Raw genomic sequence first — 12,941 nt, forward strand, 5'->3', positions numbered from 1 at the left:
CTCCTCGGGGAACAGCACACCGCAGTCGACGATGAGCAGCTTGCCCGCGTGCTCGAAGACGGTCATGTTCCGGCCGATCTCACCCAGACCGCCCAGCGCGACGACCCTCAGCCCTCCCTCGGGCAGCGGCGGGGCGGCTTTCAGCTCTGGATGTGGATGACTCATACCTCGACGCTACCGGAGAGGTGGACGACAGCACCTGGCACGTGAGGTCCCCTGGGGGTGGGACTTTCGGAAGCGCGCCGTCGTTGGGGCGGCTGGGCGGGGAGAATCGGCGGGTGCTGTCCCGCGCCGGGGTCTGACTCGTGTGAGACCATGGATCATCTGCTGCACCTCGACCGCACGCTCGACGTGGACCCACCCCGGTGGGCGCCTCATGTGCGTCGGATGACCAGCACGGCCACGTCGTCGAGGTGGTTCACCGCGGCCGCTGCGTCGAGGATGCGGTCGGCGGTCTCCTCGGCGTCCAGTCCGTCTTGGAGGGCCGCGCCGGCCAGTGTTCCGGCTCGCTCCAGTCCGGCATCCAACGTGAGGCCCGGTCCTTCGACCACACCGTCGGTGACCATGATCAGCGCGCTGCCCTCGTCCAGGGTGAAGGACTCTTCGCGGTACTCGGTGTCCGGCACGACTGCCAGGACAGGACCGCCCGGCAGCTCTCGGATGCTGTGGCTGCCGTCCTTGCGCGCGCACAGCACCGGCACATGGCCGGCGCCGGTGACCTGTCCGTCGCGCGGGTCGATATGCACGGAGGAGTCTTTCGACGGGTATCTGCGACGCCTGGAACGCTGGCTACGGCAGGCCGGCCCCGGCACGCCCGTCGAGTGACCGGCTAAGGGAGAGCTTCCGCCTGTGACGGAGGTGGGCCGGCGGCCGAGTGGGGTTCCCCGCCCCTGGGTGAGCACTACCGCCCGACCCTTGACCGCGCCCGGTAAGGACATGCCGCAAGGCGACGGCCTCGGATCACCGCGGCCTGGATGCGACGGGCGCGACGCACCCGTGTCCATTGCTTCTGACCTCGCGAGGGCTGGCCTGGGCCCTGGCCCGTGCAGCGTGCGCGCGCCGGGTGCCCTCATGGCGGATGAGGGTCTACCTGTGTTCCTGCCACCGGTTCGGGTCCTCTTCCAGGGCCGCTCGGTCCCAGCCGCCGTGTTCCGCGGCAGCCTCGTAGGTCGTGTGCAGGAAGTCGGCCACCGCCCTGTCCGGGGCGGCCGCGGTGCGCACTGCCTCGTAGGGCAGGAGGAACTGGCCGTGGTCGGGGCTGTAGAAGGCGTCGGCCGGGCTGATCGGATGGCCGGCGAAGCCATCCGGCTCGGGGTAGGCGTACGAGTAAAAGGCCCCTTCTTCCCCGCCGCCGGGCCAGAACCCGCAGCTGCTCAACTCGCGGGAGTAGCCCTCCACCATCACCCAGTCACCACAGTGCGGGGCGCCGCCCGGATGCGGCGGGGCCGTTCGTCCCGAGAACCTCGTGCAGGCCAGGTCCATGGCGCCCCAGAAGAAGTGCACTGGGCTGACCTTGCCGACGTAGTACGAGCGGAACTCTCCGAGCACCCGGTTGGCCTGCAGCAACTGCCGCCAGAACAGCTGTGCGGCGTTCGGGTCGTAGGAAGCGTGCTGGTGGTCCTCATCGAAGGGGATCGCCGGGTCCACCTCGTTCGGATGTGCCTGGATCCTTGTCTCGATTCCCAGCTCGCCCAGGGCGTGCATCGTCTCGCGGTAGAAGTCGGCCACCGGTCTGGGCTCCAGAGCCACGGCGCGGTCTGTGCCGTTGCTGCTGCGCATACGCAGTAGATGGTCGACGAAGTCGAACTCGATGTCGAATACTCCTGAGTGGTGGGGAATCGCCGATGTCGTCAGGCCACGCGGGCTGACATACAAGGTGACCTGCCACCAGTGATTGACCAGGGGCGCGTGGGCCAGCCGGATCTTGCCCACGATCTGGGTCCACATGTGCAGGGTGTCCCTGGTCTCGGTCCAGTCGGCGACCCGCAGCTGCGGCCACATCGTCCGTGACATCTGGTCGAAAGTCCCGGCCACAACGAACTCCTTCCGGGACAATGTGACACATACTGACCACGGTCCCCTCAGTCAATGCACCAGGCAACCCGGCGCGCCGCACCGGTCACCGGACGGGTCGCTCGCACGCTCCACGAGCAGTCGGTGTTCCGGCATCGCAAGCACACTGATGCAGTTGCCCGGTGTCACGGGTGGCGGCGAGGTCCTGCGGATTCGATCCGGAAGGACTTTTCATCATGAGCCTTGACCTGCGTTCCGCGTAATTCGCTACGCCTAGAGCGCAGACATGGCACGTGACCTGCAGATATGCCTCTGGTGGCGCTGCTGAGGCGTTTCTCTAGGCATAGAGAAACGTGCAGGCCAGCGAGATGCCCATGTGCGTCTCTTCGCCGACAATGCGGCGAAGAGTTGCTGGCCAAACCCGAGCATTTCCAGGCAAGTTGACGTCTCTCGTGCCGGGCATGGCCCTGCGCCCCTATCGTGGCACCAGGCTTGGCTCACCCGAGGCCCCCTCCCAGCGCCTTCAGGGTCACTCGCAGAACCCCTCCCGACCTGCGGAAACGTCGAGCACTAGAGAAACGGCCTGCGGCGCCCGACAAGGCGAAACCGCAGGCCAGTGGGCATGCCGTTGCTCCAGAGGCTCCGAATTACGCGGAACGCGGGCTTGACCAGCCGACCCTGGTGCTCGGGGCAGCCGGGGGACAGGGCTCGATGCGCCGTCCGACGAACGCGTCGGGCGCGATGACACCCGCGAGGGCTGACGCCCGCTGCCCAGCGGCGAGTGCCGACATCGGTTCGCGCGAGGCAGTCCGCGTGACGACTTGTCGGGGACTCGCGCGGCCGCGTGGGCGGGAACCGACCGGGCGCCCCTGCCGCAGCAGGCGTTCAGCGGGGTCGCCCCGCGTCGGGGGAGAGGGCGTCCCCGGAGCTGACCCCTGCACGGGATGCCGAGCTTGGGGAAGATCTTGTGCAGGTGATAGCCGGCGGTTCGGGGCCACAGATGGAGCCGGGGGGCGATGTCACGGTTGGTCACCCACGAACTCACCCACGTCATCCAGCAACGCCAAGGCCCCGGCACCGGCACCGACAACGGCAGCGGACTGAAGGAAGTCGGACCCGATCCGCCGGACCTCGGCCGGGATGGCCTCGCCCGTGACCCCCAGCTGAAGGTCCCAGTACATGACGAAGTAGTCCCCGTAGTGCTCGTGCATCAGGGGCTTGCCGGCGTGGGCGGTGGTGAACAGCCGGTCGAGAAAACCGCGGAGCTGGTCCGATCCCTGGTTCTCCTAGCCCTGGATTCGAAGGTCGGCGGGAGCAGGCCGACCAGTTCCTTCGGCGGGTGATGTCGGCGTCCTCCACGGGTTTCGTGGTTCGGGATGACCGATGCCTCGCTGAGGTCATCCCCGAGGGGTGCGGGTGGTGCCCTGGCGCCCAGCCGGTCCGACGGGCTGCGGTGGCGCGCCACGTGGGCCTCGCGGGGCCGGGGTCAGCGGCCTTCCCAGTGGGGTGGGCGCTTTTCGGCGAAGGCATGGGCTCCTTCCTGCGCGTCGTGGGAGCGAGGACCGGTGCGACGAGTTGGTCCTGCTGGCGGAATGCGTCCTGGTCGCCGTACGCCGTCCGCTCGTTGACCGTCTGACGGCTGAGATGGACAGTGGGGCGTTGCGCGCGATGCGGTGGGCCAGTTCCACGGCCTTGGTGAGCGTCTCGCCGGGTGGGGTGAGGTGGTTGACGAGGCCGAGCTGATGAGCCCGTTCGGCGGGGAGGGGCTCGCCGGTGAGGAGGATCTCCACGGCGATGTTGCGGGGGATGCGCTCGGGCAGCCGCACGATTCCTCCTTCGGGGGGAACCAGGCCGAACGTCACCTCGGTGAGGCCGAAGGTGGCGTTCTCGGCGGCCACGATCAGATCGCAGGCGAGTGCCATCTCGGTGCCACCGCCCAGCGCCCAGCCCTCGACGGCAGCGATGAGCGGGGTGTGGAGACGGGTTCGGGTGAGGCCCGCGAAGCCTCGCCCAGGGAGGACCGGGGTGTCTCCCTTCGCGAACGCCTTGAGGTCCATCCCCGCGCTGAAGGTGCCCCCGGCACCGGTGAGCACACCGACCATCAGGTCGTCGTGGCTGTCGAGTTGGTCGAAGGCATCGGCCAGCGCCCGCGCGGTGGCGCCGTCGACGGCGTTGCGTACCTTCGGCCGGTCAATGGTGATCACGAGGACGCCGTCGTGTTCTTCGGTGTGCACGGTGGGGGCGCCGGTGTCGGGTTCGGTGGTCATGGTGGCGATTCCTTGTCTTTCCCGCCGGTGTGGGTGCTCGACCACTGACGGTGGAGCGCTCCTCCGGGTGCTCGTCGCCTGGGCCGGGTGCTGTGGGGTTCGGACCCCTGCTAGCGCGGGATCGCTCCGTCGCTGCGCAGGGACTCGATGTCGTCGGCACTGAACCCGAGTTCTGTGAGCACCTGTTCGGTGTGCTCACCCAGATCGGGAGCCGGGCGTGCGGGGACCTTCTGTTCCTGGTCCAGGTGCACGGGGCTGTTGAGGGTCAGGTGTGGCTCGCTGCTCCCGTCCTCGATCGGCACCACGATCTGGTTGGCCAGGAGTTGGGGGTCGTGGGCGTACTCCTCGAGTGTCTGGACGACCCCGTAGGTGAGGCCGGCGGTGTCGAGTACCTCGCGCCATTCGGCCAGGGGGCGGGTGGCGAACCGCTTGTCCAGCAGAGTGACGATGTCGGCGGCGTGGGCGCGGCGGCTGGGGGTGTCGTGGAACCGGGGGTCCTCGGCGGCCTCAGGGTGGCCGATGGCCTCGAGGAACAGGGGGACTTGCTTGTCTTCGTTGGCAAAGGCCAGCAGGATCCAGCGGTCGTCCGCGGTGCGGTACACGTTGGCCAGGGCGTTGGGTGGGTCGGAGCGGTCGACGGGGCGGGGGGTTTCCCGCCGAGCAGGGCAGCCTGCAGCCACATCCCCGCAGCCCAGGCGCCTTCCGCGATCAGGGACGCGGTGACGCGTGCGCCCCGGCCGGTCTTCTCGCGTCGGTACAGGGCGGTCATGATCCCGGCGAACAGGGTGATCGCGGTGGGGTGGTCGCCGGAGCCGAACGCGTTGATGGCCGGGGCCGCGTCACGCTGGCGAGTGCAGTCCATCAGACCGCTGCGTGCCCAGTATGCCGTGACGTCGAAGCCGGGCACGTGCGCGTCCGGGCCCTGCTCGCCGCCAGCCATCAGATTCTGCACAAGAACACCGTGCAATACCGCATTCGGAAGCCGAGGAGACCCTGGGGCGGCCACTGCAGGAACGGCGCCGCGACCTGGAGTTGGCGCTGCTCGCCGTTCAGTACCTCGGCTCATCATTCCTGCGAACGAGCCCCTCCTGAGCGCACTCGTCGGCGATCCGCCGGTCTCGCGGCCCTGGTGAACCGGCCGAAGAGGTGCTCACGTCCTCTCCCGGCGGAGTCGGGCGGAGTCAGTTCATCGCTTGCCCGGTTCGGGCGGCGGGACGATCTCCCGCTTGAGGATCTTGCCGGTGGGCCCTTTCGGCAGCGCGTCCACGATCCATACCTTCCGCGGATATTTGTACGCGGCGACCTGGCGCTTGACGTAGTCGCGCAGTTCTTCGGCCGTGGTAGCGGCGCCTGGCGTGAGTACGACGGCGGCGCCGATCTCCTCGCCGAGATCAGGATTGGGCAGGCCGATGACCGCGGCATCGGCCACCGCCGGATGCTCATACAGCACGTCCTCGACCTCGCGTGGGAAGACCTTGTACCCGCCTCGATTGATCATGTCCTTCTCCCGGCCGACGATCCAGAAGTATCCGTCCTGGTCGACCCGGCCGAGGTCGCCGGTGTGCAACCAGCCGTTGCGGATCGCGGTGGCCGTGGCCTCGGGACGCTGCCAGTACCCCTTCATCACGTTGTGTCCTCGGATCAGGATCTCGCCGGTTTCGCCCTGCGGTACTTCGTTGCCGCCGTCGTCGACCACCCGCATCCGGACGCCGCGGATCGGGGTGCCGATCGAGCCGGGCTTGCGTGGGGCGTCCAGGCGGCTGAAAGAGGCGACCGGTGAGGTCTCCGACAGTCCGTAGCCTTCGAGCACGACACACCCGAACGCGGCCTCGAAGTCGCGCAGCACCTGGACGGGGAATCGCCGCGCCACCGGAGACGGCCAGCCGGAGCGCGGAGACGTCGTAGGTCTCCCGGTCCGGCGGCTGCAACAGTCTGCTGAAGATCGTCGGTACCCCGGCGAAGACCGTCACCCCGTGCTCGGCCAGCATCTGCAGCGCCTGCTCGGCGTCGAAGCGCGGCAGCAGCGTCAGACACGCACCGGAGGCGGCGGCGGCGTTGAGCGTGCAGCTCCGCCCGAACGCGTGGAACAGGGGGAGCGCACCGAAGATCACGTCCTCCGAGGTGAGATGAAGCAACTCGGACGCCACGATGTCGCAGTTGCGGGTGAGGTTGGCGTGGGTCAGTTCGGCACCCTTCGGCTCACCGGTCGTTCCCGAGGTGTAGAGGATCACCGCGGTGTCGTCCTCGTGCCGCTCGATCAGGTCCTCGGCGAGTGGGGCGGACGAGACGAGCGCGTCGAATCCGCCGGGATCGACGACCACCGCATCGGCCTCGGCCTGCTGTGCGCCGGTGCGTACCTCGTCGGCGAAGGCGGGCCGGGCGAACAGTAGCCGGGCACCTGAGTCGCCGAGGTAGTAGGCGACCTCCCGGGCCTTGAGCAGGGGGTTCATCGGAACGACGATGCCGCCGGCCCGGAGCACGCCGAGGTAGGCGATGGCGAATTCCGGGCTGTTGGGGAGCATGATCCCAACTTGGTCGCCAGGTTTGACGCCACGGTCGCGGAGCAGTCCCGCCATGCGGGCGCTGACCTGGTCAAGCGCGCGATACGAGAGGATGTCATCCCCCAGACGCAGCGCGGCGCGGTCCGGGTAGGTGCTGGCGCTTCGTACGACGTGCGACGCGAGGTTCATGGCAGAGCCACCCTTCGGCATGTTCGCCTTCGTCGGCTGCGTAGCCTCGACAGCAGCAACGAGATCGCCCGCGCCGCCCTCATGCGCAGCGGGACCTGGAAGTGATCGCCGTCGAGATCACCTCATTGGTTGCGGCTTGCGCTCTGCGGCCTTCTCAATGGCGACGTTGGGTCCTCAGCAGCGTGTGGTTTCCCTGACGCCTGGGCGCGGAGCCAACACCTCGCCCGGGATGTGCGCCCGGGCCGTCGGACTCTTGAGCGATCGCCGATCGAATCCCAAGCATGCACCGCTTGTCTGCACGAAGGCTCCGCTGTCCATTCCGGAACCTGTATACCGGCGCGGACCGGTCGAACGGGCTTCTACCTGCGGATCAGGGGTCCCGTGGTCATTCGTGCTGGCCACCCGGGCACTACTCCTTCTCCGCCCTCGACTCAATGAATCATCCAGTATGCCTGACTCGATCTACTTTGACAGAGAGGGCGTCGTCGGAGTCCGCGACGTCGAGCACTCCCTGCTCGATCATGTGGACGACCTCGCGATACAGCGCGGCCTGGAGACGGTTGGCGACGTGCCCGGGGAGCTCCTTCTTGAGGTGAATCGGCTTCTTGCCGATCGCGGCATAGAAGGACATCGCCTCCCGGATCGTCTCCGGGGCGGTCTTCGTTCCGCCGACGACTTCGACCAGAGGGATGATGTGCGGCGGGTTGAAGGGGTGCCCGATGAGGGTGCGCTCCGGACGCCGGCACTCGGCCTGGATGACACTCATCGTGATGCCCGACGAACTCGACGCGATGATCGAGTCCGGCGGTGTCGCCTCGTCGATGTCGGCGAACAGCTTGACCTTCAGCTCCGGACGCTCCGGCGCGTTCTCCTGCACGAAATCGGCGTCCGCGAGGGCCTGTCGCATATCGGCGGTGAACCTCAGGCGATCGGGTGAGGCTCCGGGCTCGGCCCCGAGCGTGGCTGCCGACTCCCAAGCTGCGTCCACGTACGACCTGAGGGCCTTCTCCGCAGCCGGGGCAGGGTCGGTGGCTGTGACGTCGAAGCCCCGAGCGAGATAATGCGTCGTCCAGCTCGCTCCGATGGTGCCGGTACCGACGATCGCTAGGCGATGGACTGGTTTGTATGCGTTCATGGCTTGGGGTTGCTCCTGTGTGCTGGGTGCCTGTGTGCGAGGGGAACCCGGCCAGGTGGTCAGGGGTCAGGACGGCTCGGCTGTGCTATCGGGCGCTTAGGGAAAGTGGGAGTTCACTGACACTGCGGTGCTCCTTCCCACGCGGTGGGTCCACGCGGCCGGGGTCCGTCCCGCGCTCCGTTGCCCCTGGTGCAGGCGTGTGCCCTGGCGCGAGAGCACGCGTATGAGGACTCCGCAATCGGCGGTCCGTCCCGGCTCGTCGGCTCCGTTCCAGGGTGCGGCGCTTGCCCGTCCCGGGCATCTCGGGGACCACCGGGGAGCCGTTCGATACGTTGGAATGCCTGCCCGAGCAGCCGACCCGCCGCACGAAGGCACTCCCCGGTGCGAAATACTCTCCCGATGAGTTCACGCACTTCCCCGATCAGCCAGCCGATCACGATACGGAGGGCCGTCGCGCGGGATGCCAAACGGCTCACGCGGCTCGTGCGTGGCTCAGGCGCCTACGAGGGTAAGTACGCAGCCGCAGTCGCGGGCTACCGGGTCGGTCCTGATTACATCGAGGCCCACCGCGCTTTCGTAGCCGTCCGCGCCGATGAGCATGGAGGCCGGGTCCTCGGGTTCTACTCGCTCGTCCTCGCTCCACCAGAGCTCGACCTGCTGTTCGTCGCCGACGAAGCGCAAGGACGGGGAATTGGACGACTGCTCGTCGCGCACATGCAGTCCGAGGCCCGTGCCGCCGGGCTCGACCGTGTCAAGGTCGTGTCGCATCTTCCCGCCGAGGACTTCTACCACCGCGTCGGTGCAGTGCGGATCGGGACCGCGCTCGCGAACCCGCCCGCCATGCCGTGGGACCGTCCCGAATTCGAGTTTCGCATTCCTTCGGAATGACGCGGTGTGCCGGTTCGCGGGGTACCGGCTTCGCCTGCATGCTCGAGCCGCTGGAGCCGCGCGCTCCGTGTGTGCCGTCGCCTCTGCCCTGGCGGGGGTATCGCCAGACCCGACGCGAGATCATCCGATGCCTCAAACGATATGCCGCCCGAGAGGTCTTCAGCCTGGTCAGGACGGTACCCAGCGTCCCCCCGTTATAGGGGCGTCTGTGATAGCTGGTGATACGGCGAGGCCCCTTCGAGGAACCATCCTGACGCTACCTCTTCGCGGAGCCGGGAGACGACGAAGCCGCACCGGAGTGCTCCGGTGCGGCTTCGTCGTTAGAAAGGAAGGTGATCCCGGAGCTGCTAGCGCGGAGCCCGGCCTCACCCTGCCCATCTACACCGCCGAACCTGGCTCACCCGCTGAGGAGTGCCTGCGGCTGCTCGCCTCCTGGGCTGCCTCCCAGGACGCCGATTCCTCCACCGAGCCGCTCCCCAGCAGCTGACGGCAACAGCCGTCCTGCTGCGGGTATACCTCTCTTCAGGCGCCGCTGCGGTCCCGGCCGTGGCTACAGCGACGTGAGCCGGGCTCGCAGGCGTCGGGGATTCTCGACGAGCAGATGCTGAAGTGTGTCGTCGGCGGGGGACGCGATAGGCGTCCCCCGCCGGCGGCGTGGTGAGGAGTGGTCAGGTGGTGGCCGGGGCGAGGATCATGTCAACGGAACGCTTCGTGATCTTCCAGCGCCCGTTCTCAGCCTGGTAGTGGTCGGTCAGTTCGACGATGTGTCCGGCAGCTGCGGCCGGGTAGCGGGCGGGGCTTTCGCCGACAGAGGTCGGTCCGCTGTAGGCGATCAGGGTGATGGTCCCCAGTGAACCGCCTGATCGCGCCGTGCGATCGATGCGCTTTACCGGCCGGTAGGACGGGCGGATCAGCGCAGTCCGGCGAAGAGATCGTTCTCGGGTACGGCCGCGCCGGTGGTGTCCTGGACACGTACGAAGGTCTCCATGCCCATCAACTCGCCGAACCTCTCCTTGCCCATCCTGAGGAAGAAGATGTTCTCGCCCTGACTGGCGTGCGCGGCCAACGCGTCGAACTTCTGACCGCTGAACGCGGTGGTGTCCACCCACGTGGTGATCTCATCGTCGGGGAGGCCGATCTCGGCCATCGCGGCGGCCTCGGCAGGATCCGGCTCCGGCATGTCCTCACCGAACTCACGCATGATTTCGCCGAACCGCTGCATCATCGAGCGGGGCATCGTCGTCCAGTACACCTTCGGTGCCAGCGTGGTCATCTCCAACGCCGCCATCGTGATGCGGTGGGCCTGGATGTGGTCGGGGTGGCCGTAGAAGCCGTTCTCGTCGTAGGTGACGACCACATCAGGTCGGTAGTGCCCCATGAGTTCCGCCAGTCGGGCCGCGCCTTCCTCCACGGGGGTCTGCCAAAAGGATCCGGGGGCGCCGTTGCTCGGCCAGCCCATCATCCCGGAGTCGGCATAGCCCAGCATCTCCAGATCGCTGACCTTCAGGACCTCACAGCTCGCCACAAGTTCCTGACGGCGCATCAAGGCGACCGCCGCCGGATCGTGCCCGGGATCGCCCGGCTTGACACCCCCCGGTCCGTCACCGCAACCGCCGTCGGTACACGTCACGAGAACCGTGCGAATGCCTTCCGCCGCGTACCGCGCGAGGACCCCTCCGGTTCCGGTGGCCTCGTCGTCGGGGTGGGCGTGTACTGCCATGAGCGTCAAGGGCCGGTCAGTCATGAAACAGTCCTCCTGCAGACATACGTCTTGGTCCGAGTGCGCGGCGGGCGTACCGCGATCCTGGGGCCTGGCTCCTGGAGGGCGGACGGCCTTGGTCTCCGTGCTCCCCGCCCGTGCGGCGCCGGTCCCTCGGTCGATGCAACCGTGCCGGCCGGCCTACTGTTCCCGGCGCGGCCGCTTGGCCTTCCAGGCGACCGCCGGTGGCCAGCGTTCTCAAACGACCTGGCTTTTGCGGAAGTCTCGTCCGTGATAAATGCAGGACCGCCGCCAAAATGGCCAACAGTATCCGCTGGAGATCGCCGTTCTCCATGGTGCTGCGATGCAGAAAGCCCCGAATCCGCCCTCGCTGCCCCGGATCTGCACGTGGTGATGTGCTGTGCGATGTGCGCCGTTACCTGTACGCGGTGCTGAGCTGCACTGTTAATTGGGGAGTCGAACCCCCGCGTTGCTCTTGACGCGCCAGGAGTGGGCTGGGAAACCGCCAGCCCTCGGTGTGTGCACGCCTCCGAAGCTGCTACCTGCTCCACATCGTCCCAGCTTGCTGGACTACTCAGTCCAGCAGCTCGACCTCCCAATTCGTACGCTGGATCCGCACATCGACCTCGCGGATCTCCCGGGCGAGTGCATCCGCCTGGCCACGCAGTTCCGCAACCGGAAGCGCGGAAAGCATCGTCAGCTCGGACCGAAGCTGCCGACCGTATCCCCGCTCGCCCTTACCCGCCGCCGCGGTGACCACAGAGTGACGCAACCGCAGGACATCCCGGCGTGCGAGGGCATCGGTGAGCGTGCCGTCCGGACCTGTCTCCACAGTGGCATTGGTCCGGTTGATCCGTTGGATCAACGTTTCTAGAGCGTTGAGCACATCTCCGGCCTCAGCCAACAGCTGAGCTGCATCCTCGGCGGGTGTCTCCCCTTCCTGGTACCGCGCACTGCTGACGATGCGCGCTCGCAGCTGTTCTACACGGCGCGTCGCCTCAGCACGTTCTGCCAGTGCCTCAGCAAGCTTCACTGTCTCCGTCCCCCTCCATGAGCTCGCACGAGTATACGAGTGCGAACCAGCTCATGGCACCTTGATTTTGATCCGCCGGAGCCCCGACCAGCCACTGGAGTGAGAGCGGACAGCCGCTAAGAGTGCCACGAAAGAGAATCCGACAGCACGAACGACGACGAGTGGGAATCCGACAACTTCAGCGCGACAGGACATGCCGCACGGCTGGCTTCCGGACGAAGCCCCGCCGCTCAGCACGCGACGCGATGAGAATCCGCCACCGCGAACAAGAAGGATTGGGAATCCGACAGCTTCCATGCAACAGGACACTGCATGTCTCAGCGCCACATCGGATCCGGCTTCCATCCGGCACCAGCCGTGAGATTCCGACACGGAATTTGAGACCCCACACCTCGCGTAGCCGCCGGCCGAGTTCATGTATGACGCGGGTGCGGTCGCTCAGGAACGCGTACATCAGCCGGAGGGTGATCAGGTCGTAGCCGTCCTCGTGCAGCCGCTGAAGGTCGCCTTGTTCGATGTCCAGGCACAGCCACCGCACCCACGACTCGTGGTCGCCGCGGGCGAGGGCGCTCTGCGACCAGTCCACCGCGTCGACCAAGTAGCCCATCGACGCCAGGTGGACGGCCGAGTCCCCAAGCCCGCAGCCGATTTCCAAGGCACGGCCGTCCTCGGCAGGGGCGGCCCCATGCTCGGCCAGCGCAGCTCGCTCACTGTCCCCCAGCTGCCGGAAGCCCTGCCCTCCGGCGTAGTGCTCGTCCCATTGCTTCTGTTCGGTGTAGGCCAACGGGATATCTCAGGCGAGTTGGCGGTGGGAGGGTCAGGAACGGGCGAGCTGGTGGAGACGGGCCAGGGTGCGATGGCCGCGCTCGACGAGTTCGGGATCGTGGTGGGTCATGCCGAACTGGATGCCGGAGAGCGCATCGAGTCCGGTCTCGCATTTCCACAGCTCCACCTCGCCCGCGGTGAGGGTGCGGCCGTACCCGTCCAGGAATGCTTCCTCCAGGTCGGGGCGACTGTGCCACTGGTCGCTGAGGCGCACCAGGTCGCGGACCGCGAGCGCGTACTCTGTGCGTTTTGTGTCAGCAGAGATCGTGTCCCCCGCAGGTCGTGTTGCTTTCTACCAGGGCCGAGCCTCTGGCGCGTGTCGCGATACGACGGACCATCGTGTTTCTTTCCCACTGCTGCCTGTGGCGGA

Annotated in this window: 10 protein-coding genes and 4 pseudogenes; 3 read left to right on the forward strand and 11 right to left on the reverse strand. The window is 67.4% G+C overall.

The features are described 5' to 3' along the window. Window positions 1-374 precede the first annotated feature (374 nt). On the reverse strand, window positions 375-746 hold the full coding sequence (locus AB0N14_RS19000) for a PP2C family protein-serine/threonine phosphatase (protein ID WP_366026827.1): 372 nt from the start codon (window positions 744-746) through the stop codon (window positions 375-377). 340 nt (window positions 747-1,086) lie between these two features. Next, window positions 1,087-2,013 carry a DUF5996 family protein gene (locus tag AB0N14_RS19005; protein ID WP_366026972.1) on the reverse strand — a complete coding sequence of 309 codons (927 nt, stop codon included), beginning with the start codon at window positions 2,011-2,013 and terminating at the stop codon, window positions 1,087-1,089. Window positions 2,014-3,041: 1,028 nt separating this feature from the next. On the opposite strand from AB0N14_RS19005, the pseudogene AB0N14_RS19010 reads away from it, so the two are divergent. Continuing rightward, a pseudogene (locus AB0N14_RS19010) lies at window positions 3,042-3,119 on the forward strand (DUF4157 domain-containing protein); the annotation flags it as partial. Window positions 3,120-3,410: 291 nt separating this feature from the next. On the opposite strand, the gene AB0N14_RS19015 reads toward AB0N14_RS19010, so the two are convergent. From AB0N14_RS19015 to AB0N14_RS19035, 5 genes and pseudogenes are all read right to left on the reverse strand, one after another. Next, a complete protein-coding gene (locus tag AB0N14_RS19015; RefSeq protein ID WP_366026828.1) occupies window positions 3,411-4,280 on the reverse strand; it encodes a crotonase/enoyl-CoA hydratase family protein in 870 nt (289 codons plus the stop codon). Window positions 4,281-4,390: 110 nt separating this feature from the next. Continuing rightward, window positions 4,391-5,349 (reverse strand): annotated as a pseudogene (locus AB0N14_RS19020) (CoA transferase). Between the two features lie 117 nt (window positions 5,350-5,466). Further along, window positions 5,467-6,150 (reverse strand): AMP-binding protein, encoded by a 684-nt coding sequence (locus AB0N14_RS19025; protein ID WP_366026829.1) that lies wholly within the window; start codon window positions 6,148-6,150, stop codon window positions 5,467-5,469. Window positions 6,151-6,157: 7 nt separating this feature from the next. Beyond that, window positions 6,158-6,991: pseudogene (locus AB0N14_RS19030) on the reverse strand (AMP-binding protein); the annotation flags it as partial. Between the two features lie 418 nt (window positions 6,992-7,409). Continuing rightward, window positions 7,410-8,105, reverse strand: a complete 696-nt coding sequence (locus AB0N14_RS19035) for a 3-hydroxyacyl-CoA dehydrogenase NAD-binding domain-containing protein (RefSeq protein WP_366026830.1) — start codon at window positions 8,103-8,105, stop codon at window positions 7,410-7,412. A gap of 399 nt (window positions 8,106-8,504) precedes the next feature. Here AB0N14_RS19035 and AB0N14_RS19040 point away from each other — a divergent pair, with 399 nt between their 5' ends. Beyond that, a complete protein-coding gene (locus AB0N14_RS19040) occupies window positions 8,505-8,993 on the forward strand; it encodes a GNAT family N-acetyltransferase (RefSeq protein WP_366026831.1) in 489 nt (162 codons plus the stop codon). Between the two features lie 352 nt (window positions 8,994-9,345). Continuing rightward, a pseudogene (locus AB0N14_RS19045) lies at window positions 9,346-9,480 on the forward strand (transcriptional regulator); the annotation flags it as partial. A gap of 423 nt (window positions 9,481-9,903) precedes the next feature. Here the strand turns inward: AB0N14_RS19045 and AB0N14_RS19050 are convergent. From AB0N14_RS19050 to AB0N14_RS19065, 4 genes are all read right to left on the reverse strand, one after another. Further along, window positions 9,904-10,737: a PIG-L family deacetylase gene (locus tag AB0N14_RS19050; RefSeq protein ID WP_366026832.1), complete on the reverse strand. Its 834-nt coding sequence runs from the start codon at window positions 10,735-10,737 to the stop codon at window positions 9,904-9,906. 550 nt (window positions 10,738-11,287) lie between these two features. Continuing rightward, complete coding sequence (locus AB0N14_RS19055; protein WP_366026833.1) at window positions 11,288-11,746, reverse strand: DIP1984 family protein; 459 nt, start codon at window positions 11,744-11,746, stop codon at window positions 11,288-11,290. A gap of 178 nt (window positions 11,747-11,924) precedes the next feature. Further along, complete coding sequence (locus AB0N14_RS19060) at window positions 11,925-12,530, reverse strand: class I SAM-dependent methyltransferase (protein ID WP_366026834.1); 606 nt, start codon at window positions 12,528-12,530, stop codon at window positions 11,925-11,927. A 33-nt stretch (window positions 12,531-12,563) separates the two neighbouring features. Further along, window positions 12,564-12,785 carry a hypothetical protein gene (locus AB0N14_RS19065; protein ID WP_366026835.1) on the reverse strand — a complete coding sequence of 74 codons (222 nt, stop codon included), beginning with the start codon at window positions 12,783-12,785 and terminating at the stop codon, window positions 12,564-12,566. Window positions 12,786-12,941 lie beyond the last annotated feature (156 nt).

It is taken from the genome of Streptomyces sp. NPDC051104 (assembly GCF_040682835.1).
In the GTDB taxonomy this organism is placed as follows: domain Bacteria; phylum Actinomycetota; class Actinomycetes; order Streptomycetales; family Streptomycetaceae; genus Streptomyces; species Streptomyces cynarae.

Excerpts from the sequence above, each read along its gene's own strand:
- AB0N14_RS19005 (WP_366026972.1), bottom strand. The coding sequence starts at position 2,013 with ATGTCACGGACGATGTGGCCGCAGCTGCGGGTCGCCGACTGGACCGAG.
- AB0N14_RS19040 (WP_366026831.1), top strand. The coding sequence starts at position 8,505 with ATGAGTTCACGCACTTCCCCGATCAGCCAGCCGATCACGATACGGAGG.
- AB0N14_RS19050 (WP_366026832.1), bottom strand. The coding sequence starts at position 10,737 with ATGACTGACCGGCCCTTGACGCTCATGGCAGTACACGCCCACCCCGAC.
- AB0N14_RS19035 (WP_366026830.1), bottom strand. The coding sequence starts at position 8,105 with ATGAACGCATACAAACCAGTCCATCGCCTAGCGATCGTCGGTACCGGC.
- AB0N14_RS19015 (WP_366026828.1), bottom strand. The coding sequence starts at position 4,280 with ATGACCACCGAACCCGACACCGGCGCCCCCACCGTGCACACCGAAGAA.